Raw genomic sequence first — 20,821 nt, forward strand, 5'->3', positions numbered from 1 at the left:
TCCTGCTCCGTTCGACCTTAGCGTACGATTTCGAACTGCTCTTGTTCCGACCCCGGAAAGGGATGAAGTCGATGTAGGTCATCAGACTGCTTTCCCAGGCGGTCTGGGACGACAGATCGACAGAGATGGAGACGGACTTCTGACTAATTTTGGCGGCCTTAGTAATCCGATCGTTGATCAGCTTCAGGTTCTTGTCCTCGACGAAAGCCTCCTTCAGCTTTCGGTGCGCCTGCGAGATCGAAGCGCGCTCGGTCTCCTCCAGCACGTCACGGATGATCCGCGAGACATAGACGTCGGACCCGTTTTGAAGCCGGGCGCTGGATGAATCAATCAGCGCGGACTTGATCGGAATGTTGCGCGAGGTGATCCCCTTGCGCGCGAACGACCGCATGGTCGCAGCATAGTATTCTACGGGAATGGAGGTCAGCTCCCCGGCCGCCACGAGCGCTTCGTAGGGACCCTTGTAATTCTCCTCGTCGAACTCGACGCGATATATCACGCCGCTTGCCTTAATCTTCTCGGAATTCCCGTCGCCCTCGAGCTCGGCCAACTCGCTCGAGTCTCCCGAGAAGAACAGCTCAATGGTGATCGCCGGCGGCGGTAAGGGTGACCCGGTCTTCAGGCTGGCGACGTACTTCTGCTGCGCGGCCAAATTAAAGAGGTAGCTGGTCAGATCGTTTTTGAGCGGGCGGCCGTTTAGCATCCCGGTCAAGCCCAAGTGGATCGCCTCCAGGATCGTGGTCTTTCCGGACTCGTTGCCGCCGACGATGACGTTCAGGGCATCGTTGAGCGCGAGAGAAAACGTCTCCTCATAGCACTTGAAGTTGGTGATCTTTACCTTGGCGATCTTCATGCGCCCTCGATGCTGAGTTCGTGAAACGCCGCACCCGCGAATCGCGACATAGGCGATATTATCACCACTGGCCAATCCGACGGGTCGTTCAATCTAGGCGATCATCCTCATCAACGAGTCCGCCGGGAGCGATGGGAATATCCCCCGCCAACAACTTTTCCTTGCTGAGCAGGCCGGCGTCCTCAAGCGCTTCCATGTCCGGCAGGTCGCGTAGCGTGTTGAAGCCGAAGTGCGACAGGAAGCCGTTGGTCGTCACATAGGTGTAGGGCGCGCCCGGCTGCGGGCTGCGAGGTCCGGCCGCGATGAAGCCGAGGCCGCGCAGGTGGCCGATGGTGTCGCGACTGACCTCCTTGCCGAAGAACTGCGACAGCTCGCTGCGGGTGATCGGCTGGTAGTAGGCGATGCAGGCGAGGATCAGGTTCTCGGCCTGCGACAGGGACTTGTCGGCGCCGCCGCCGATCGCCGTCCGGATGGTATCGCCGAAATTCTTTCGGGTGCGGTATTGCCAGCCGCCGGCGACGGAAACGAGCTCGTAGGGCCGGCCGCGCAGCTCGTCTTGGATGTCGTCAATGATTAGGTCGAGATTGCAATCGCGGCCGACGACGCGCGACAGCACCTCGCGCGTCACCGGCGCCGGCGAGGCGAAGATCACCGCCTCGACGCGGCCCATCCATTCGCGCCAACGCAGTTCAGGCGGCAGGTCCGCGAGGTCGAGGTCGAGATCCGTCTTTGCGCGCGCCCGCCGTCCCATGTCAGAGCCCGTACAATCGGAAGGTCGGCCGGCCGGTCAGCTCGCGGACGGCGCCGAGCGCCACCAGGCGCTCGAACAGGCGGCGCATGCTGCGGTCGCTCGCGGTCTTGCCGGCGCCCGCGGGCTGCGCATCCTCCATTATCAGGATCGCCACCATGGTGTCGGCGTCCTTGCCGCGCAGCTTCGGCGCCGCCGCCAGCAGGCGATCGGCGCGCCGCGCCAGCTCGACATAGAGATCCGCCGCGCTTGCAGCCGCACGCGCATAGGCCTGGGCGCAGGCCCTCGGCCAGGCTTCATCCGCCACGTTGGATTTCACAGCCACGCGCAGATCGCCGCGGCGGATCTGGCTCGCGATCAGCGGCACCGCCATCGGCCATTTCAGGCGGTGGGCGAGCATCATGTCGGCGAGCCACAGGGCAAGCGGCTCGCTTTGCGGCACGAAGCGCAGGCTGGCCGCCGCAATCTCTGCGGCGGCCGCGACGGCATTCCCCTGCCCGGTCATCAGCTTGTCGGCCTGGGCGACGACATCCTCGAGCGCGTCGCTGAAGCGCACCTCGAACAGCGCCGACAACCGCAGGGTCCAGTCTTTCGACGCCATGGCGCTGCGCTCGCCGAGATGCCGCCAGGCTTTCAGGATGCGCCCGCCCGGGCCCGGATCGTCACCGTCGCGGCGCAGATACCAGGCGTCGCGCAGCGCCGCCTCGTCCTCGGTGCGTCCGCCGTGCCGGGCCAGCACCGCGGCGTTCGACAGCGACAGCCGATGCCGCCACAATGATCCCAATGGATGCTCGCTGCGCGCGATCGGATGGATCGCGGCGAGCGCGGCGCCGGCCGAAAACATCGCGTCATCAACGCTCTCGGACGTCACGCCCTGCCGCACCCAGCCCGGAAACGGCGGGAAGGTCGGCGGGGCATCGGGCATGAGTCGCGCGCGTGAGGCCATGATCGAGCCTATCTCCACGCGGCGCTTTTCGCCACCCAAATCGCACAAAACCGCCGCGCCTGTCGGAAAATAAAAACGACCGATAATCTTGCATTATCATTCGTTCTTCTCTTTATATGGAGACATGCGCGAAGCGAGCCCTCAAAGCCCCGAAAACGACGCCCGGGAGGCCCCAGCGCCCTCCCCTCCAGCGCCGCCACCCGTCGTCATTTCCGCGCCGGAGATGTCGACCGCCCTGCCCGCCCATCTCGAACGCCTCACGGAGCGCGCCCGCGACTACGTCGAGGCCGCGAGCTCGGCCAACACCCGCCGCGCCTACGCCTCGGACTGGAAGCATTTCTCCGCCTGGTGCCGGCGCCAGGCACTCTCTCCCCTGCCCCCGGATCCGCAGGTCGTCGGGCTCTACATCACCGCCTGTGCGTCGGGCGCAGCGACGACCGATCGCAAGCCGAACTCCGTCAGCACCATCGAACGGCGCCTATCCGCTCTGAGCTGGAATTTTGTCCAGCGCGGCACGCCGCTCGACCGTGCCGACCGTCATATCGCCACCGTGCTCGCCGGCATCCGCAACACCCATGGCCGTCCACCGGTGCAGAAGGAGGCCGTGCTGCCGGAGGATGTCATCGCCATGCTGGAGACGCTCGAGCGCGGCACGCTGCGCGGCCTGCGCGATCGCGCCATGCTGCTGCTCGGCTTTGCCGGCGGGCTGCGGCGATCCGAGATCGTCGCCCTCGATGCCGGCCGTGATCAGACCGAGGACGGCCGCGGCTGGGTCGAGGTTTTCGACAAGGGGCTGCTGCTCACGCTGCGCGGCAAGAACGGCTGGCGCGAGGTCGAGATCGGCCGCGGCTCGTCGGATTCCACCTGCCCGGTCGTCGCGCTGCAGATCTGGCTCAAGCTGGCGAAGATCGGTCACGGACCGCTGTTCCGGCGGGTCACCGGCCAGGGCAAGGACGTCGGCCCGGACCGCCTCACCGACCAGCAGGTGGCGCGGCTGGTCAAGCGCACCGCGCTCGCCGCCGGCGTGCGGGCCGACCTCAGCGAGGGTGAGCGGCAGATGAAGTTTGCCGGCCATTCGCTGCGTGCCGGTCTCGCCTCCTCAGCCGAGGTCGACGAACGCTACGTGCAAAAGCAGCTCGGCCATGCCTCGGCCGAGATGACGAGGCGTTACCAGCGGCGACGCGACCGCTTCCGGGTCAATCTGACGAAGGCCGCCGGGTTGTAGGCGGCAAGTCCGATGTGGCTGCGGCATCCCTTCGTCTTGGGCGGGGTACGGCACTCTTCGGCGGCGATCGGCTTGCCAGCTTGCACTGTTCGCTGGGCGGCCTTGTCGGTCCCCCTGCCCTGCCGGAGCGACGCTCGACGATCAGTCCGGAAGAAGGCGTGGTGGTGGACCTGGTGCCCGGGTTTCCCCCGTGGTGGGGGAGCCTCGGCGCCGGAGGGGGCGGCGGTTGTGCAGGAGAGCGGCCTGTTGCCAGCGGGTGCGGTTGGGAGGGTCGCTGCCGTGTCACGCGAGGGGGTTTGGCCGGGCCGCCCACGTCGTCCTCGATAGGGCATGTCTGACCGAAGGCCGGCGACGCTGGCGCGTCGCCTCGCTCTTTCGCCGGCAACGGCCGGTCGCGACTTTCTTCCCCTGGGCGTCGCCCATTCCTCGCGAGGCAACAAAGCCGCGCCTCGGCCGCCCTCCACTCTGTTCCGGCCCCGGTGGGGTGCAGGCCGATCGCCTCCGGTCTGACGACCGCCATCGAGGCCGCGATGGGCGCGGCTCGCAAACCTCAAGAGGACACGACGATGGCGACCATCGGCACCTTCACCTCCAACAGCAACGGCTTCACCGGCACGGTTCGCACGCTCGCCCTGAACGCCAAGGCCCGGATCGTCCGGGTCGAGACCCCGACCGAGAAGGGCCCGCACTTCCGCATCTACGCCGGCGCTGTCGAGCTCGGGGCGGCCTGGCAGAAGACCTCGAACGAGGGCCGCGACTACCTCTCGGTGAAGCTGGACGATCCGAGCTTCCCCGCTCCGATCTACGCCACCCTGGTAGAGGTCGAAGGAGAGAGCGACCTGCAGCTCATCTGGTCCCGCCCCAACCGCGACTGACCTCCCCAAATGGCCCCGCCCAAACGGCGGGGCCTTCATCGCCTACACATCACGCCGAGGATACCAAGCCCCGAGCCGGAGCGCTCGAAGCCCCGGGGGCCGGGCTCGTGGGACGGCGACAAGCTCATCGAGCATCTGGACCACGGTGACGAGCTGGACGTGCCTACGTCGGTGCCTGGAACGAGGTTCAAGCAGTCCGGTGCGCCTTCTCAGCTGGTCTCGTTCGTGTCCGCGTCACGATAGCCTCGCCGCCTCTTGCTCCGCGCGAGCCGGCTCAGCGCTCCATCTGCCTCGCCGACGGCATCGAAGGTCTGCATCATAGATTGGCCAGCGGTGCCGATGCGCCCCCAGTTGCGAACGACCGAGGCACCGCCGAACAGGGTGGGCTGGATCGCAAGCGCGTAGAACCGCCGCATGTTCCGATCTGGATCGATGCGGTGGAGATGAAGCGGCGCGGTCTCCGAGTTCGACATGGGGCGAGTCTGGCCGCCCCCAGAAGCGACGTCCAACGCGTTTTGTGAATCGATTGCGTCTGACCGATTCATCCAGTTGATGCTTCGGGTGCCCGGCGGCGTTACGATCGAAGTCGGGGGGATCCCTAGGCACATAAATGAGTTCGGGCTGATTGAAAAACGTGTGACGTCCTAGACCAGGTGAAGTCCTTCGAGACGCTGGTGCTGGCCTCGATCACGTCAGGCACGGATTTGAGCGCCGCCTACCCCAGTCTGCATGAGGCAGTGGAGCACGTTCTCGGCCACCTGATCTGGCGACACGAATATGCGGCGTCCCGGAAGGTTGCCGCCGATCTCATTCTCGCCCGCTATCCGGATCTGCCGACCGATCCCATCGCTGAAGTCTGTGCCGCCCAGGCGGCACTCCTCGAGCGCCTTGGCCCGGAATTGACGATGCCCATGGGTAACACCGTTCGCTCCGCGTCGCCGCTTGAGACGCTTCGGGATATCTACATTACGAAGGGCGTCAGGCTCACCAGTCGCGCGGACGAAATCACGCGCTGAGCCGCCTCGGAGGCTTCGGCCACCAGATCGACGTTGCAATCGACGCCATGCTGGCGAACGGTGGCCTCGCTGAGCGGACGAGCCAGTTCGGACGCCGGCGGCGGACCTGTCTGCCTCGTGTGGGTTGGCGTCGTGTTTCGTTTCGGTTCCCCCGGCACCGACCTCATAGCAGCACGGCACGCTCAGCGCCCGTTGAACGCGGGCTGGATTCTCCTTATAGTCAGAATAGTCAAACTAGTCATTGGAGCAGATTATGACGGCCTCCGGAAAGTCGCCAGTGCTGGAATCGGATCGCTGGACGGTGGCCGGCGCCAAGGCGCGGTTGTCCGAAGTGATCGACCGCGCCCAGTCCGAACCCCAGATCATCACCCGCCACGGCAAGCCGAGCGTCGTCATGGTCTCGGCCGAGGAATGGGCGCGCAAGACTATCCGCAAAGGGACGCTGGCGGAGTTCCTGCTGGCCTCGCCCCTGCGTGACGCCGATCTCGACCTCGAACGGGTCCGCGACTTCCCGCGCGACGTCGAGCTATGAACCTTCTGCTCGACACCAACGTGCTGTCGGAGGTTCGCCGCCCAACTCCCGATCCGAAAGTGCTCGCCTGGCTCGATACGCTGGACGAGGACCGCGCCTTCATCAGCGTGGCCTCGATCGCCGAGCTTCGTCGGGGCATCGCCCTCATGGATGGCGGCCGGCGGCGTGATGCGCTCGCCGTGTGGCTCGCCGAGGACCTACCGGTGCGTTTCGCCGGCCGCATCGTTCCGATCGATCCGGCAATCGCCCTGCTATGGGGCGACCTGATGGCGCAAGCTCGCAGGAGCGGATTTGCGCTCTCGGTCATGGACGGGTTTTTCGCCGCCACCGCTCTTGAGCGGGGATTGGTGCTCGCCACGCGCAACATCAAGGACTTCGTGTCGCTGGGGGTTACGTTGCTGGATCCGTGGAGCGAGGAGGGGGCGCCGGAATGACCACCCCTTCCCGCCTTCCGGACGCCGCAACACTCGACTCCATCTTGGCGGGGCTAGACCCCGCCTCGGCCGACATGGACCTGCTGCCAGCCCTCGCGTCGGCCTTTCCGGGTTTCTCCTTCGGCCTCGCGCATGTCGACGGCGACTATTGGCGCGACACCCGCACGGTCATTCGTCCCGACGGCACCCGTGTCGGCGGACTGCGACCTTTGATGGCGGCTGAGCTCGCCAAAGACGGGGGTGACATTGCTGCGCTGTGGCGCCGCCTGAAGGAGACCGATCTACAAATTGCCGAGTGGCGAGGGACCGGCGTCTTCGTCTTCGCGCCGACAGGGCCCGGCGCCGCCGATTACATCCAGGTCACGCTCGATCGCGAGACGGAGTGGCGCGCCGGCCCGATCGTCAACCGGGACTATCGACCCTGGAGCGAGGATGAACTGGTCGACCCATCGTAGATCAAGCGCGATGCGCCCTCCCCGGCCAACCAGCTCGCTGGGCCGGCCTATCGGCTGCGTGGCCGCGCCGGCGGCGCCGTCGTCCACCTACGCAGCTTCCTTGGTCGCTGTGCCCGCCTCGAACGCGAGACCCGCGAAGCTCGGCGCCACGAGGTGGAGCAGCGCGTGATCCGTGAGGTGCGTCCGGACGGCGCCCGCGAGACGCCCTTCCTGGAAGCGGTGCCCGACTGGTTCGAGCATGTGCCGCGCGAGGTGCGATTCTTCCAGGACTGGGAGGAGTCCAGTGCGTCGGCATCGCGCGTGTTCACCCATTGGGCGCTCGATATTCGCGAATACGAGCATCGCGGCGAGCGCGAAGTCTGCTTCATTCCGCGGCCGCTGCGCGTTCCGAACGAGCGGCTCCAGATCTCTGACGGTACGTCCGTTCATAATCTGATGGACAGGATCGAGGCGAGCGACCGTGAGGTCGGCTTGCCGTTCGGCTGGTTCTTCCTGATGATCCACGGCAACTGGGTCGATCCCGATGTCGGCAACGCGATCGCCCAAGGTCTGAAGGCCAACCGTGTGCGCCTGCCCGATTGCGACGCTGCCGTGTTGTTGCGCTGGGTAGGTAGGACCTACGGGTTCTAATGAGATGCCCCTGGATGACAAGCTGAGCTTGGTCTGTAGGTCGGCTGGCTTTGCCGGCACCGCGGACCTAACGATCCCGCCGATGGCCTTTGAGCCGGTGGCCGGGGCGGGCCCTTGATGGTGGGGCGTCGGATCGCGGAGGCCACGGCGGAGCTGGCTACACCGTTCGACCCGGGTTTCGGTCGTGGCCTTGATCCCCGACGCAGATCGACGAGGACAGCCGACGCTGATGATGGAGGAGGAATGCCAATCGGTCTCCCGGTTGATATCCCGAACGAAGGCTCGGACGAGCAGATGTTGGAACGGGGGCGGGTGTTTCGTGGCGATCCGTACTGGGAGAGATCCGAGGGGAGGGCGCTCGCGCCGCAATCGATCAACCTGATCGGCAAGCGACGCTGAGCGAGGGCCGGAGTACAGCTCCGGGCTTCTTACCGCGCGGGACACCCGACCAAATGGCCGCGGCGATGTCCGTGTGCAATGGGCATCGTGGCGGTCATTCGGGGTAGGCTTCTGACTGATTGCGGCGGAGAGGGGCCAATTCCTAAGTTGTCCGCGTACAACTCCCTCGGCGACAATGGCGCACGAAGCCCAAGGACCTTGCCGGAACGAGCGCGAGCCAGCGGAGCACGTACCTCGCGTGCCCGGTGATGAATGGACGCGGGCGAGTTGTGACCGTACACCAAGCGGGCGCCGCCTTAGCAGGACCTCGATTCGCGGGGCGAGGGCCACACAAAGTTGTCCGCGTACAACGGCCGTCGATTCGTGCGGTTTGGCGTCGTCGTATCGCCGAAACGGTCGGGATCAATCTGTGCGGATTTACGTCGCGACCGCGCAGTCCGCGCCGAATCACCTAATCATCCGTCGGCTGTTAACTTCTCGTTAACCCAATAGTCCTTGCGGCAACACAAGAATCGGGCATAACTCAGGATCAACGCTTTTTGGGCTGACCTGCTCAAAAAACCGCAGATGCAGAGAAATTGATGTCCGCTATGCCGACACCCAAGAGCGACACCTACCGCGATCTGCGATCGCTCATCAATGCCGATGCTGCAGAGCTGTCGCTGAGGCTGCGTGCCCGCCAGATGGCGGACTTTCCGCCCGAGGCACAAAAGACGCTTCGGCGATTTGCTCCCGCAGAAGCGGCGCGGTTCATCGGCATCGCAGAGGGTTATCTCCGCCAACTCGCCTCTGAGGGGCGGGGGCCGGAGCCACTCGCCAATGGTCGGCGGCTCTATTCAATCGAAGACATTGAGCATCTGCGCCATTTCCTCGACGGGTCGGGGAAGGGCGCGCGCCGCTATGCGCCGCATCGGCGAGAAGGAGACCCGCTGCAGGTCATTTCCGTCATGAATTTCAAGGGTGGGAGCGGCAAGACCACAACTGCGGCCCACCTCGCTGAGTATCTCGCCTTCCGCGGCTATCGGGTCCTCGCAATCGACCTTGATCCGCAAGCGAGCTTGTCGGCACTTTTCGGCCTGCAGCCCGAACTCGACGTCGCTGACAACGATACGCTCTATGGCGCAATTCGGTACGACGACCAGCGCCGCGAGATGGCCGAGATTGTGCGAGCGACCTACATTCCGACCCTTCATCTCATTCCTGGCCAGCTTGAGCTCATGGAGTTCGAGCATGAGACACCGAAGGCGTTGATGACCCGCGAGGGCCGCGAATCGATGTTCTTCTCGCGGATTGGCGAGGCGCTCGCGCAGGTGAGTGACGCCTATGATGTCGTCGTGATTGATTGTCCGCCGCAACTCGGCTTCCTCACCTTGTCGGCGTTGTGTGCGGCGACCGCCGTCCTCATCACGGTCCACCCGCAAATGCTCGACATCATGTCTATGTCGCAGTTTCTCAATATGATGGCCGGCCTGCTCGATGTTGTCGCCGCTGCCGGCGCTGCGACCGAATATGATTGGATGCGCTACCTAGTTACGCGCTACGAGCCGAGCGACGCGCCCCAGACCAAGCTGGTTGGCTGGATGCGTTCGATCCTGGGCGAGCGCGTTCTTACCCATCCGATGGTGAAGAGCACAGCGATCGCCGATGCTGGGCTGACAAAGCACACTTTGTACGAAGTCGACCGTCAGCAGTTCACGCGGGCAACCTACGATCGCGCTATCGAATCCCTCGACCTCGTAAATGGCGAGATCGAGGCACTGATCAAACAGGTATGGAAGAGGAGCTAGGGATGGCTCGCAAGATCAGTTTCGATTTGCCGGTCGCGGAACCGCATGCCTCTCAGGAGGCTCCGACCGCGGTTCCAACGAGCAAGGTCCGGCCTCTTCTTGGATTGGATCGATCGCTGAAGCAGCCGGGGGCCCTCGGGGCGATCTCGCAGACGCTCGGCGGGATGTCAGAGAAGGTCAAGCGCGCCGACGAGCTTGAGAAGAAGCTTGTCGAAGGACAGACGATCGTCGATCTTGATCCGGCGGTCGTGGACAATTCCTTCGTTCCCGACCGAATGGAAGCGAGCGCAGCCGCCGAGGCGGCGTTTCGAGATCTCATCCGAGAGTATGGGCAGAACTCTCCGATTCTCGTGCGTCCCCATCCTGAGGTTCCTGATCGCTTCCAGGTCGCCTTCGGCCACCGGCGTCTACGCGCGGCTCGTTCCCTCGGTATCAAGGTGCGCGCCGTGGTGCGCGTTCTGTCCGACGACGAACTGGTTGTCGCGCAGGGGCAAGAGAATAGTGGCCGAACCGATCTGACCTTCATCGAGCGCGCGCGGTTCGCCGCCCGACTTCTCGATCGCAAGTTCTCACGCGAAACCATCATGGCTGCGCTCAACGTCGACAAGGCTGCCTTGTCACGCCTCATCACGGTTGCGACCCGCGTCCCGCTGGAGGTGATCGAGGCGATCGGCGCCGCGCCGGGTTTCGGTCGGGTCAGGTGGCAGGAATTAACCGATCTGCTCGAGCAGGACGACAATCGCCGGCGTGCGCTTGCGCATGTCAAGGCCGCCGGTTTTCAGGACCTGGAGAGCGACAAGCGCTTCGAGTCCATAGTGTCGGCCATCCGGACGACGGCAACCAGGTCTCGTCCAGAACCGTGGTCGGCCACTGATGGGACACATGCCGCGCGAGTGATGCGCAATGGCAAGAAGACCACTCTGACCTTTGATGATCGTGTCGCCCCGCGATTTGGCGACTTCGTCCGCGAGAAGCTGCAAAGTCTCTACGACGAGTACAAGGCGACGGAGCACGATAGCTGAGAAGCTTGCCCAGCCGGAATGGGCCGGCTGGACCGAGGCAACCTGACCAACCAGGAGAACTAACGGCAAAAGAAAAAGGCCCCCGAAACGTTTCCGTCCCGGAAGCCCTCTTCACGTTTGGCGACTGATAGAGAATCACTTCCGCGAATCGCAGTCAAGAGTCTCGATGCGAGACGGCGCCGTTTTGGCGAGCGGATTTCCTTTGCCCAGCTGAGGCAAAGACATGGAACCCTATCAATCAACGACGCCCTTTGGGCGGCGATCGCTGACACTTGCCCATGTGGCAACACAAATCGCGTCAACGGCTCGGCCGCCGGAGAAGGTCGTCCACAAGTGGCAGATCTTCAGAACGATCTGCACCGCACGTCCGCGTCTGGGCGTCAGCGAACGTGCGTTGGCCGTTCTGAGTGCGCTTCTCACTTTCCATCCTGAAACGACGCTCAGCGGCGCCGATGGGCTGATCGTCTTCCCGTCGAACCAGCAGCTCTCGCTGCGCGCCCACGGGATGCCGGCATCGACGCTGCGCAAGTATCTCGCGGTCCTGGTCGACGCCGGGCTGGTGATCCGGCGCGACAGCCCGAATGGGAAGCGGTACGCCCGCAAGGGAGCGTCGGGCGATGTCGAGCTGGCGTTCGGTTTTGATCTCTCACCGCTCTTGGCTCGGGCCGAAGAATTCGAGGCCCTCGCGGCGGAGCTCGAAGCGGAGACGCGCGCTGTGAAGCTGGCGCGCGAGCGCATCACCCTGTGTCGGCGCGACATCGCCAAGATGATCGCCACAGCCATCGAGGAGAGCGTTCCCGCGCCAGGGAACGGGCGTTCGAGCTCAGCCTGGCCGGATATCTACGCGGCGTTCCGCGGCATCGTCGACGGGATTCCGCGGGCGCCGACGCGCGCCGAGCTCGATCGTGTGGCCGAGGAATTGACGCAACTCGCCGACGACATCCTCAACACCCTAGAAATGCACATTAAATCCACGAAAACGAGCGCCAGTGATGCTATAAATGAGCGCCACATACAGAATTCAAAACCAAATCCCCTTACTGATCCTGAACCTGCTTTTCGAGAAAGCGGAGCGGGGAGGCCTGAGCCAGACACCCAGCCGGCGAGACGAGCGGAAGCGATCTATCCACTGGGGATGGTGATGAACGCCTGCCCCGATATCGCCGACTATGCCAAGGGCGGAATTTCCAATTGGCGGGATCTGCTGGCGACCGCCGCGGTGGTGAGGTCGATGCTCGGGATCAGTCCCAGCGCCTGGGAGGAGGCGCAAGCGATCATGGGCGAACAGCAGGCCGCCGTCGTGGTAGCGTGCATTCTGCAGCGTGGGGAGGCCATCCGTTCGGCCGGCGGCTATTTGCGCGGCCTGACGGACAAAGCCCGCGCCGGCGAATTCTCTCTGGGGCCGATCCTCATGTCGCAAATCAATACCCAGCTGCGCGCGAAGCGAATTGCGTGATGACAGCCGCGCGGCCGTGCCGGATGCCCGTCCGTCGAGGAAGGGTCTCGATGATCCATCGTCTGTCCGGCGGGGCAGGGGGATCTGATGCATCGCGGCGCCGGAGCCGCAGAACCGGAGATTATGCGGGGAGCTTGCGGGACCTCGTCTGGCGCGCCAGGGTACGATCGGCGCGGTTCTTCTTGGCGATGGCTGTGGTCAGCTCGTCATAATCGACGCCGTGTTTCTTCAACGCCCGGCGAGCATCGGCCACCTCGAAGCCGAGGAGCTCGAACACCGTCATGTTCAGGCTCGAGGCGATACGCTCCATCGTCTTCAGGGTTGGATTCCCGATGCCCCGCACGATCGTGTAGTAGGTACCGCGCGCCAGGCCCGTCTTGGGAAAGAATGCTTCCATGCCGCCGTTCTCGATCTCGAGCTGCTGCAGCCGGATCGCGAGCATTTCGTTCAGGATCGAGTGATCAACGGGCAGAGGTTTTCGAACGGGGGACATGGCGTCCTTGGAGGGATGAGGATGGAGATGACCACCTCTCACCCATACACGATTTCCAAGGTCTAGTATATTGGACGTCGTCCATACGCCAATTTAAGGCATTGATCCGACTCGAAATGCCCGATCGCTGCCTTCAGCTTTCTCCCGACGTCTTCGACTTGGGGCAGGAGGCACGCAATAGCGAGGTCGGTTCGACGCCGACCCGCTCGGCTATGAGCTCGACCGTATCGAGGCTCGGATTTCCCGCCTCGCTCATCAGGTGAAAGTAGCTCGAGCGTGGAATCCCCAAGCGGTCTGCGAAAGCGCGACGGCTGAGACCGGCTTGCGCGCGAAAGGCCTCCAACTGCGTCTGGAAGCCGTGAAGAAGAGAGCTCTTGCGCTGCGCGCGGCTGGTCTTGGCGCCGCTGGCGTTCGTCTTCATGGCTCTATCTCGACGCTTGGAAAGACCTCGATTGTCGCGGGTCGGCGAACATTCGGACCCGTTGGACGACTCGTCAACATTCAATATAATGTACGGATTCGATTCAACGAGGTGAAGAGCGTCAGACAAAGAAAAACCCGGCAGCGCCGAGTCTCTCCGAGAGGGTAGGCAGTCTGGCGACGGCAATCGCTGACGGTGCCACGATGTGATGATGGCATCCTAGACCGCCCCACCTGACAGTTCAAGGGACGTGCGTTTTTGCGCCACGGCTTTTCTTTGCCGCGCTCTCCAAAGAGGAGAGGTTGCGAATGCAGGTGTTCGGCCAGAATCCGATGAGCCCCTTCGGGGGCGGCGCCTTCGCGCCCTGGGTGCTGAAGATCCAACGACTGGTGAGCCAGTGCGAGCCGGGCAAGCCGGTGCACAAGTGGCAGATCTTCCGTGAGCTTTGCGAGCTGAAGTCGACGCTGGGCCTTTCGGATCGCGCACTGGCGGTCCTCAACGCCCTTCTGACCTTTCATCCCAACACGGTCCTCACCTCTGGAAGCGCCGATATCGTCGTGTTCCCTTCGAATCGTCAGCTTGCCTTGCGCACGCATGGCATGGCGCCGTCGACGCTGCGCCGGCACATCGCGGCGCTTGTGGCACAGGGGATCGTCCTGCGGCGCGATAGCGCCAACGGCAAGAGGTTCGCGAGAAAGACGCCAGCCGGCGAAATCGAGCAGGCGTTCGGTTTTGACCTAAGCCCCCTCGTCGCGCGTGCGGAGGAGTTCGCGGCTCTCGCGCACTCGGCGCGCGAGCGTCTGCGGGCGCTCGCTACCCACCGGATGAAGATATCGCTCGCCCGGCGCGACATCGTGAAGATGATCGCCGCCGGTCTCGATGCCGGGCTTCCCGGAGACTGGGCCTCCTATCACCGGCGCTACCAGACCATCGTTGCCGCGATTCCGCGCACGTCGTCACCACGCGAGCTCGAATTGATCGTGGCTGAGCTCAACGAGCTCGGGCACAAGGTCCATGCATTGTTGGACGCGGCCTTCCCATCGACACCGCCCAGTTCGGACGCGACGCCGCTATGCGATCCAGAAGAGAGGTCGGTGACGGGCGACCCGGCCGGGGGTCACGAGACAGCTGCAGGCGAGCGCGACGTGCCTCTCGCCCTGGTACTGGAGGCCTGCCCTGACATCATCGACTATGTTCGCGGCGACATTCACACGCTGCGAGATCTCATCGCCGCGGCGACCATTGTTCGACCGATGCTCGGAATCAGCCCGAGCGCGTGGGCCGAGGCGTGCGAGGCGCTCGGGCGGGAGACGGCCGCGATCGTCGTTGCCGCAATCCTCCAGCGTGGTGTCGCGATCAGTAGCCCGGGCGGATATCTGCGAAACCTCACCCGTCGGGCGCAGGCTGGCCAATTCTCGGTGTGGCGGATGGTGATGGCGGTGCATGGCGCCCGCCGAGGCGCCGGCGCCGGTCCGGCACCCTCACGACTTCCATCCTTCTCCCCCGGTCGAAAAACCTGACCAGGTATTCTGCGCGCGGGCGCCCTGGCAGGCCGCTGCCGTCATTCGGTCGTCGGTGGCAGGCTACCGAGCCGCTTGAAGTAGTCGTACAGGGCGCGATCCACGATGCGGAGCGGTTGGGTGCGTTCCTCGGCTGCGTGCTGGCGCAGCAGAAGGTCGATCGGATCGGGCAGGCGCAGCGCATAGGGACGTTGTGACGTGCGCTCGCCATAGCCCTCGAACGGATTGCGCCGCCAGCCTTCCCGCGGCGGATTTCGGGCTTCCTTCCGGGCAGCCGTCGCGGACTTTGGCGTGTCCGCCACGTCAGGCCGAGATCTCGGTGCGACGGGGTCTTCATAGCGTGGTGTGATCACGACCGGCTGAACGGCCGGGATGCCTAAGGCAGGGGGCGGCGCCCGCTGGGTACGAAAGGCGTCGCGGGGCAGGGCAGGGCGGTCCAGTTTCGGGTTGGTCGCGTCCTCGCTCATGCCGCCGTCTCGTCGTCTGAGGCCGGCTGGCTCGCGGCGAGCAGCTCGCGCACGACCTGATCGGCGTTGTACCGGGCCTTTCGCACCGATTCATCCTTGTCCGGCATCTGGTAGAGCGTGCCGAACCCGCTCGTCATGGTGCGAAAGGTCACGCGCCGGTAGAGCGCGTTGGAGCAGACCTGAACCCGCTCTGCATCGAGATAGGCGACGACCTCACGCAGGGGCCGCGTGTTGCGATCGAGGCTATCATACTCATTGAACAGCACGCGATGCTGGCTCATCGGGAGCTGCGCGGCGGCCGCGTGCTGTTCGAGATTGCGGATGGTGCGCACCACCTGCGAAGCGTCGAAGGTGTGGACTTTGCAAGGAAGCACCACGAGGTCGGCCCGCAGTGCCGACTGCACCAGAACCCCGCCATAGTAGCCGGGCGTGTCGATGACGATGACGTCGTAGCCGCCGAGCCGCTCGAGCGCCTGCACGAGGGCGCCTTCATCAGGCGCGCGCACCAGGTCGACACCGGCAGGGCTGAGGCCACGGGCGACCGAGGAGGCATGCCACTGATAGGACGAGCCCTGCGGGTCGGCATCGACGATGACGGCCGCATAGCCATGCTTGGCGAACTCGCCGGCGAGAATAATCGCGACGGTGGTCTTCCCGCTGCCTCCCTTCGGGTTCGCCACTGCAAAGACGCTCGGCACGGTTGCCTCCGATTCAAGACGCGTGTGAAGTGAAGACGAACATACAATATAATGTCTCTACCGCAATGCCTCGTTTCGCTTCTCGTGTTGTTCGGCATTGCTGTGAAGTGGGTGTGCGGTGAAGCGGCATGTCGGCGATGCGGTGTTGCCGGTGTCCAGCACTACGGCAAAGGTGACATATAGGTCTGCCGGGTTGCGGCATTGAGAGATTGCCGAACTCGCGCGATGCGGAATTGCCGGCACGGCGAACTAACGTATTGCGGCAATACCGCAGTTCGGTCGCGCTCCGCGCCAGGCGGCCGGTCGAGTTCCAGGTGGAGGGGATTGACGGTGCGAGTGTCTCGGCTTGTCGACGTTACATACAGTTTAGTAGATGTTGGTTGACAAGATATCGGTTTGTGGGCCAAACCCGGGGACGGCTGCTGGACGCAGCCGAAGAGGGCGCGGGTGCGCTGGTGCCGACATCGTGTCGATGCCGGCACATGCGGCTTCGGCCAGGTGGCCGGATGCCGGGCGATTGGGAAGGGCAGGGGAGCGCTTATGGCCAGCTCCGTGAAATGTCCGCGACGCAAGCCGAGGCTTCGGACCGAGCTGTCGGAGGCGGACGAGGCTCGCCTGCAGGAAGCGGTGGTGCTGTTCGGGCTGCCCAAGGCCGAAGTTGTGCGCCGGCTGATCCGTGCTTCGGTGCAGGCCGGGCCCGCCTTGTCGGCCGAGAACACGCGCGCCGTTGTCGAGCTCGCGCGTCAGGTTCGGATGGTCGGCCGTAACCTGTCGCAGGTCCTGCGTGCGATCCACCGTGGCCAGGCGGTGCGGATCGAAGACACCGAGCCGGTCTGGCGTGGCCTGCACGAGGTCGTCGCCGCGGTGAATGACGAACTGACCGAGATGACCGTCGCTTACGGCTCGAAGCTGCGACGGGCGGCGAAGCTTGCCTTGCGCAATGAGATCCACAGCGAGGATCCGGCGTGAGCCGCGCGGCCGCGATCGCGGAGTGGATCGCGCGGGTCGAGGCGACGCGCAGCGCAATCAGTGCGGACGCGCGGGCGCGGCAGGGAGTGGGTCTGCTGGATGACGAGCAGAGGCGGCGCTCCGCGCGCAGTGCGCCGCCCTCGAACATGCCGGCGGCCGATAGGATCATCCGCGGCGAGAGCATTACCGGCGGGCGGGATGACGAGCGCTCGCGCTCCCTGGAGGAGGCATCGGGAGGAGGGGGGGGCGCGCAGCTGGGTTGCGCCCATCCATCGCGCTCGGCGCCGATCAGCGGCAGGCGCGGGGGGGCAGGGCAGGGGGCTGTCGGCCGAGCCCGGCAGCTCGCGGCGGGCTACCAGCCCGCGGTCGTCAAGGTCCTGTCCTATGCACACGGAGCGACCCGCGCGACCAGGACGGGTCAATATGTCCAGCGTGAGGACGTGCCTCTTGAGACGCATGACGGACGGATGCTCACCGATCGCGAAGCCGTGGCCGACGAGATCCAGGCCTGGGCAACGACGTTTTCGAAACGCGCCGAAAGCCAGGATGTCGCCGCGGTCCGGATGAAGCTGGAAGGCGTGCGAGATTCCGACGAGGGACGCGAGATCTACGAGAAGGCGATCGCCGCGGGGTTTGCGGGTCATCGCTACGCCTATCGGCTCGATACGTCCGCCTCAGGAGAGCTCGAGGCGCGTCTTGTGGTGGCGCTGGCCGGCACCGCCAAGGAGCGGTTCCGTGTTCGCAGCGCGCCGGCGGGCGATGACGGGCGCGGCGTCGCGCAGAAGCGCTTCGATAGGACCTCGGAGGCCCGGATCAGCGAGCGGGTCCAGGCCGCGACCGGAACGGGAACGGACGCCGTCCAGGTGATGCCCGGCATGAGCAATCATGGCCGCGACGGCGTCACCTTTCGCTTGAACAAGCTTATCGAGCATGGAGCGGCGCGCGACGATCGTGGCAGGATCATCGCCAATGTCGCCGAGACCCGGATTGCGGGGAGGGAATGGGGACCCGCACTTCGTTCGCAGTCGGTCCGCGATACGATGCACCTCATGCTGTCGGCAAAGGCTGGCACCGATGTCGAGGCCCTGCGTCGCGCCGCCCGGGCTTTCCTGCAGGACCGGTTCGCCGACCATAAATTCATGTTCGGCGTTCATGTCGACAAGGAATCCGCCGGCCACATCCATGTGCACGCGGTCATCGCTGTGAAAAGCGAGTCGGGCCAGAAGATCCACCCCGGTCCGGAAACCTTCCGCGAGTGGCGCCAGGCCTATGCGCAGCACGCCCAGGCCGAGGGCCTCAGGATCGTGGCGACATCGGCCCGTGAGCGCGCCTCCTCGCAAAGCTATGGGCCAAGAGACAAGGCTATCGTCGATACGGCGGAGCGGCCACGCGCCTCGCGTGAGGCGCGCGATCGCGCTTATGCTGCCGATCCGGCCAACCGGCGACTGATCGACAATGCGCGGCAGCGCATCGAGACGGCTCGCACCAATCCCATCCGGCTCCCAAGATCGGATGACGACCGGAAGGCCGTCAACGAGAGCCTCATTGCCTGGAAGACCGTGTCGGCGGATCAGCCTGGCAATCCCATCGCGAAGGACATGCTCGAACGCTTGGTGATGGCGCAGACCGTCGGAGCCATTTTGCACACCATCGAACGACGAGTTGACCAGCTCACAAAGGAGGAGCCTGCCATGGCCGTGTCATCAGAGCAGATGGTCCGAGATCTGCGCCTCATGAACGAGGCGGTGTCGCGCACCGGCGACCTTCTCGACGGCGAGACGAAGCAGCAGTTCCGCGAAGCGTCCGCCCGGTATCTCGAGACACTTGCCAACCGCGTCGATCTCCAGCGTGCCTCCGAGCGCGGTGTCGAACGCATGACCCCGGCGGAGGTAGAAGCCATCACTGGCGCCAATAGCGCCCGGCTCGTCGAGCGCGCGCGAGAGATGCAGGTCCGGGAAGTGCGAGAGGCCGTCGGCGCAGCTCGTCTGGCCGACCGAGCCGTTGAGGCGGAGCGCCAGGAAGAGGCGACGGCCGGGCTCAATGCCACCACCCAGCGCGAGCTCAGCGCAGAGCGCGCCGTGGTGGCGGGGATGGAAAGGTCGGCGGCGCAGGAGGCGCGGGAGGCGGCGGCCGCTACCCAAGCCGCGAGGTCGTTGGCTCAGCATCCTGGCCAGCCGCTGTCTCCTGCCGTCCTGCAAACCGATGCGCTTGCGCGCCTGCGCGCCGAGCAGGAGCAGATCATCCGCGATATCGAGGCGAGCCAGAAGGCGGAGGCTCAGTCTCAGAAGGGCCAGAGCATGGCCACGTCGTCGCCGTCGAACCGCTGACGTTGCCGGTGGCCGGGTCGAGCATGGGAGGGTTCTGGAAGACGCTCACGGAATGAGCCGGCCGCGAATGGCCTTGACGACCGCGTGGGTACGGTTCATCGCGTCGAGCTTGTCTCGCGCCGAGCGCATGTGCTTAAGCACTGTCGGACGGGAGATGCCGAGGATCGTTGCAATATCCCAATCGCTCTTGCCCTCCGCCGCCCAGAGCAGGACGTCGGTTTCGCGCGGGGTCATGGTGACCTCGACGTCGACGGACCGGCGCGGGACGTGCAAGAGGCGGCCGACGGCGTAGGCGGCTGCGAAGGTCAGCGCGTCCTTCGCGTCGGCGCTCATTTCCGGGGCTTCGCCGCCAAAGGAAATCGTCGCGAGGCTTCCATCAAGCGTCGGCACCGGTACGACATGACCGATACGGAGTCCAAACTCGCCGGCTTCGCCGCGGATCAGTTTTACGTCGGCGGCGTTGAGCGATGCCGCATAGGCCTCATCCCATGAGAAGGGAGCTCGGACACTCTGCAGATGACTAACGATCGGGTCCCGGAAGACATAGTCGCGATCGTTGTATCGCTTGGTCCATTCGATTGGCATTCTCTGGACCAGGATGCGCGATGGAATTTCCTCCCGGGAGACGCTTGGATTAGGAACGACACCGCCAAAGACCGTCGTAAAGCCGAATAGGGCTGCTAAATCGATCAAGCAGTTTTCGACCCCGAGTGCGTCCGGGGCTTGCTCCATCCTCTCGATGAAATCCCAAGTTTTCAGAAGATGCCGGGCCATCTTGGCAGCGCGATTAACCATTCATCTCCTCGCCACCGCATCGATAGGCAATATTCGACTAACTGAAGGTCCCTCTGTTCCGAGATAAGTCTCAGACTATTGAGGCAACTCGGCATTAGCTGAGTGGCGCTGGTCTTCGCCTACAGCCGATTATATTACCGTGCATCCGAATTCAGACTGCATCGTAGAGTCGTCTTCTTCGGGCAAATGATGCCATGCTCCTCGTAGTCGAGAATGGTGTGCCGCGTCGTCTTGAAAATGTCAGCGACCTATCCGGCCTTCTTGCGTCCGTTACGCCTGCCCCTGACGTCCACCAAAATCAAATCTGGATTTCGCATTCTGTGAGCCTATCGCGTCCGGTCACCCATCTCAATGTCGTTGTCCAAAAAAGCACTTCGCAATGCGGCTGACGTGTCTTGACGATTTTAAATCGTACGCTAACGTACGATAAGTAATGTCCAATGGGAGGGGCGGCCATGTATTTGGATGCCTCGGGGCTCGAGAGGGAGGGCTACGTCGAAGCTGGCTCGCTGGACGGGGCCGCACTGGCGTTGCCCAGGAGCCAAGATCTGAACTTCCTGCCGGGAACGCGTACATTCATCACGCGTCTGAACAAAAGCAATTATGAGGAAACGGTGGCGGCCGCCAGCGCCCCCGAGCAGGGCCGCCTGGAGGCGATCGCTGCGGCGAGCATGAGCGATCCGCAAAGCTTGTTCTGCCCCACATTTCCCAAGTAAGGCGCTGATTTCGCTGTCCTGACCATTATATTTCCTA

Annotated in this window: 22 protein-coding genes and 1 pseudogene; 14 read left to right on the forward strand and 9 right to left on the reverse strand. The window is 64.3% G+C overall.

The window, feature by feature from the left end:
• From KHC23_RS14300 to KHC23_RS14310, 3 genes are all read right to left on the reverse strand, one after another.
• On the reverse strand, positions 1-853 hold an 853-nt coding region (locus tag KHC23_RS14300), incomplete at its 3' end, for an AAA family ATPase (protein WP_213373342.1).
• Positions 854-941: 88 nt separating this feature from the next.
• On the reverse strand, positions 942-1,604 hold the full coding sequence (scpB, locus tag KHC23_RS14305) for an SMC-Scp complex subunit ScpB (RefSeq protein ID WP_006023657.1): 663 nt from the start codon (positions 1,602-1,604) through the stop codon (positions 942-944).
• Position 1,605: 1 nt separating this feature from the next.
• Complete coding sequence (locus tag KHC23_RS14310) at positions 1,606-2,547, reverse strand: DUF1403 family protein (protein ID WP_213373343.1); 942 nt, start codon at positions 2,545-2,547, stop codon at positions 1,606-1,608.
• 124 nt (positions 2,548-2,671) lie between these two features.
• Between KHC23_RS14310 and KHC23_RS14315 the strand changes: the two genes are divergently transcribed.
• Together KHC23_RS14315 and KHC23_RS14320 are read left to right on the forward strand one after the other, a co-directional pair.
• Complete coding sequence (locus tag KHC23_RS14315) at positions 2,672-3,772, forward strand: tyrosine-type recombinase/integrase (protein WP_213373344.1); 1,101 nt, start codon at positions 2,672-2,674, stop codon at positions 3,770-3,772.
• Between the two features lie 566 nt (positions 3,773-4,338).
• The gene (locus KHC23_RS14320) at positions 4,339-4,647 is read left to right on the forward strand and encodes a DUF736 domain-containing protein (RefSeq protein WP_213373345.1); all 309 of its coding nucleotides are present in this window, start codon (positions 4,339-4,341) and stop codon (positions 4,645-4,647) included.
• 209 nt (positions 4,648-4,856) lie between these two features.
• On the opposite strand, the gene KHC23_RS14325 is transcribed toward KHC23_RS14320, so the two are convergent.
• Positions 4,857-5,120: a WGR domain-containing protein gene (locus tag KHC23_RS14325; RefSeq protein ID WP_213373346.1), complete on the reverse strand. Its 264-nt coding sequence runs from the start codon at positions 5,118-5,120 to the stop codon at positions 4,857-4,859.
• A 180-nt stretch (positions 5,121-5,300) separates the two neighbouring features.
• Here KHC23_RS14325 and KHC23_RS14330 point away from each other — a divergent pair, with 180 nt between their 5' ends.
• The 8 genes and pseudogenes from KHC23_RS14330 (at position 5,301) to repC (KHC23_RS14365) (ending at position 12,378) form a co-directional block, all read left to right on the forward strand.
• On the forward strand, positions 5,301-5,663 hold the full coding sequence (locus tag KHC23_RS14330) for a hypothetical protein (protein WP_213373347.1): 363 nt from the start codon (positions 5,301-5,303) through the stop codon (positions 5,661-5,663).
• Between the two features lie 253 nt (positions 5,664-5,916).
• Complete coding sequence (locus KHC23_RS14335) at positions 5,917-6,195, forward strand: type II toxin-antitoxin system Phd/YefM family antitoxin (protein ID WP_213373348.1); 279 nt, start codon at positions 5,917-5,919, stop codon at positions 6,193-6,195.
• Complete coding sequence (locus tag KHC23_RS14340; RefSeq protein ID WP_213373349.1) at positions 6,192-6,629, forward strand: type II toxin-antitoxin system VapC family toxin; 438 nt, start codon at positions 6,192-6,194, stop codon at positions 6,627-6,629. Before KHC23_RS14335 ends, KHC23_RS14340 begins: the two co-directional genes overlap by 4 nt.
• A pseudogene (locus KHC23_RS14345) lies at positions 6,626-7,714 on the forward strand (hypothetical protein). Before KHC23_RS14340 ends, KHC23_RS14345 begins: the two are co-directional and overlap by 4 nt.
• Positions 7,715-7,957: 243 nt before the next feature.
• A complete protein-coding gene (locus KHC23_RS14350; RefSeq protein WP_213373350.1) occupies positions 7,958-8,113 on the forward strand; it encodes a hypothetical protein in 156 nt (51 codons plus the stop codon).
• Between the two features lie 590 nt (positions 8,114-8,703).
• On the forward strand, positions 8,704-9,900 hold the full coding sequence (gene repA, locus KHC23_RS14355; RefSeq protein ID WP_213373361.1) for a plasmid partitioning protein RepA: 1,197 nt from the start codon (positions 8,704-8,706) through the stop codon (positions 9,898-9,900).
• Positions 9,901-9,902: 2 nt separating this feature from the next.
• A complete protein-coding gene (gene repB, locus KHC23_RS14360) occupies positions 9,903-10,922 on the forward strand; it encodes a plasmid partitioning protein RepB (RefSeq protein WP_213373351.1) in 1,020 nt (339 codons plus the stop codon).
• A gap of 223 nt (positions 10,923-11,145) precedes the next feature.
• Positions 11,146-12,378 carry a plasmid replication protein RepC gene (gene repC / locus KHC23_RS14365; protein WP_213373352.1) on the forward strand — a complete coding sequence of 411 codons (1,233 nt, stop codon included), beginning with the start codon at positions 11,146-11,148 and terminating at the stop codon, positions 12,376-12,378.
• Between the two features lie 121 nt (positions 12,379-12,499).
• On the opposite strand, the gene KHC23_RS14370 is transcribed toward repC (KHC23_RS14365), so the two are convergent.
• Positions 12,500-12,871, reverse strand: a complete 372-nt coding sequence (locus tag KHC23_RS14370) for a helix-turn-helix domain-containing protein (RefSeq protein ID WP_213373353.1) — start codon at positions 12,869-12,871, stop codon at positions 12,500-12,502.
• A gap of 133 nt (positions 12,872-13,004) precedes the next feature.
• On the reverse strand, positions 13,005-13,292 hold the full coding sequence (locus KHC23_RS14375) for a helix-turn-helix domain-containing protein (protein ID WP_213373354.1): 288 nt from the start codon (positions 13,290-13,292) through the stop codon (positions 13,005-13,007).
• Positions 13,293-13,600: 308 nt separating this feature from the next.
• On the opposite strand from KHC23_RS14375, the gene repC (KHC23_RS14380) reads away from it, so the two are divergent.
• Entirely contained in the window at positions 13,601-14,812 is a 1,212-nt protein-coding gene (gene repC, locus KHC23_RS14380; protein ID WP_213373355.1) for a plasmid replication protein RepC, read from the forward strand.
• Between the two features lie 41 nt (positions 14,813-14,853).
• Here repC (KHC23_RS14380) and KHC23_RS14385 read toward each other — a convergent pair whose 3' ends face one another.
• Positions 14,854-15,279: a hypothetical protein gene (locus KHC23_RS14385; RefSeq protein WP_213373356.1), complete on the reverse strand. Its 426-nt coding sequence runs from the start codon at positions 15,277-15,279 to the stop codon at positions 14,854-14,856.
• A complete protein-coding gene (locus KHC23_RS14390; protein ID WP_213373357.1) occupies positions 15,276-15,977 on the reverse strand; it encodes a ParA family protein in 702 nt (233 codons plus the stop codon). Before KHC23_RS14390 ends, KHC23_RS14385 begins: the two co-directional genes overlap by 4 nt.
• Before the next feature lie 540 nt (positions 15,978-16,517).
• Here KHC23_RS14390 and KHC23_RS14395 point away from each other — a divergent pair.
• Positions 16,518-16,946, forward strand: a complete 429-nt coding sequence (locus tag KHC23_RS14395) for a hypothetical protein (protein ID WP_213373358.1) — start codon at positions 16,518-16,520, stop codon at positions 16,944-16,946.
• On the forward strand, positions 16,943-19,273 hold the full coding sequence (locus KHC23_RS14400; protein WP_213373359.1) for a relaxase/mobilization nuclease domain-containing protein: 2,331 nt from the start codon (positions 16,943-16,945) through the stop codon (positions 19,271-19,273). Before KHC23_RS14395 ends, KHC23_RS14400 begins: the two co-directional genes overlap by 4 nt.
• 45 nt (positions 19,274-19,318) lie before the next feature.
• Here KHC23_RS14400 and KHC23_RS14405 read toward each other — a convergent pair whose 3' ends face one another.
• The gene (locus KHC23_RS14405; protein ID WP_246544621.1) at positions 19,319-20,068 is read right to left on the reverse strand and encodes a helix-turn-helix transcriptional regulator; all 750 of its coding nucleotides are present in this window, start codon (positions 20,066-20,068) and stop codon (positions 19,319-19,321) included.
• A 455-nt stretch (positions 20,069-20,523) separates the two neighbouring features.
• Between KHC23_RS14405 and KHC23_RS14410 the strand changes: the two genes are divergently transcribed.
• Positions 20,524-20,784 carry a hypothetical protein gene (locus tag KHC23_RS14410; protein ID WP_213373360.1) on the forward strand — a complete coding sequence of 87 codons (261 nt, stop codon included), beginning with the start codon at positions 20,524-20,526 and terminating at the stop codon, positions 20,782-20,784.
• Positions 20,785-20,821 lie beyond the last annotated feature (37 nt).

The organism is Ancylobacter dichloromethanicus, assembly GCF_018390645.1.
GTDB lineage: Bacteria > Pseudomonadota > Alphaproteobacteria > Rhizobiales > Xanthobacteraceae > Ancylobacter > Ancylobacter dichloromethanicus.

Coding starts and splice junctions, on each gene's coding strand:
- KHC23_RS14385 (WP_213373356.1), bottom strand. CDS start 15,279: ATGAGCGAGGACGCGACCAACCCGAAACTGGACCGCCCTGCCCTGCCC.
- repC (WP_213373355.1), top strand. CDS start 13,601: ATGCAGGTGTTCGGCCAGAATCCGATGAGCCCCTTCGGGGGCGGCGCC.
- KHC23_RS14410 (WP_213373360.1), top strand. CDS start 20,524: ATGTATTTGGATGCCTCGGGGCTCGAGAGGGAGGGCTACGTCGAAGCT.
- scpB (WP_006023657.1), bottom strand. CDS start 1,604: ATGGGACGGCGGGCGCGCGCAAAGACGGATCTCGACCTCGACCTCGCG.
- repB (WP_213373351.1), top strand. CDS start 9,903: ATGGCTCGCAAGATCAGTTTCGATTTGCCGGTCGCGGAACCGCATGCC.
- KHC23_RS14395 (WP_213373358.1), top strand. CDS start 16,518: ATGGCCAGCTCCGTGAAATGTCCGCGACGCAAGCCGAGGCTTCGGACC.
- repC (WP_213373352.1), top strand. CDS start 11,146: ATGGAACCCTATCAATCAACGACGCCCTTTGGGCGGCGATCGCTGACA.
- KHC23_RS14375 (WP_213373354.1), bottom strand. CDS start 13,292: ATGAAGACGAACGCCAGCGGCGCCAAGACCAGCCGCGCGCAGCGCAAG.
- KHC23_RS14370 (WP_213373353.1), bottom strand. CDS start 12,871: ATGTCCCCCGTTCGAAAACCTCTGCCCGTTGATCACTCGATCCTGAAC.
- KHC23_RS14320 (WP_213373345.1), top strand. CDS start 4,339: ATGGCGACCATCGGCACCTTCACCTCCAACAGCAACGGCTTCACCGGC.
- KHC23_RS14405 (WP_246544621.1), bottom strand. CDS start 20,068: ATGGTTAATCGCGCTGCCAAGATGGCCCGGCATCTTCTGAAAACTTGG.
- KHC23_RS14310 (WP_213373343.1), bottom strand. CDS start 2,547: ATGGCCTCACGCGCGCGACTCATGCCCGATGCCCCGCCGACCTTCCCG.
- KHC23_RS14335 (WP_213373348.1), top strand. CDS start 5,917: ATGACGGCCTCCGGAAAGTCGCCAGTGCTGGAATCGGATCGCTGGACG.
- KHC23_RS14315 (WP_213373344.1), top strand. CDS start 2,672: ATGCGCGAAGCGAGCCCTCAAAGCCCCGAAAACGACGCCCGGGAGGCC.
- KHC23_RS14350 (WP_213373350.1), top strand. CDS start 7,958: ATGCCAATCGGTCTCCCGGTTGATATCCCGAACGAAGGCTCGGACGAG.
- KHC23_RS14325 (WP_213373346.1), bottom strand. CDS start 5,120: ATGTCGAACTCGGAGACCGCGCCGCTTCATCTCCACCGCATCGATCCA.
- KHC23_RS14340 (WP_213373349.1), top strand. CDS start 6,192: ATGAACCTTCTGCTCGACACCAACGTGCTGTCGGAGGTTCGCCGCCCA.
- repA (WP_213373361.1), top strand. CDS start 8,704: ATGCCGACACCCAAGAGCGACACCTACCGCGATCTGCGATCGCTCATC.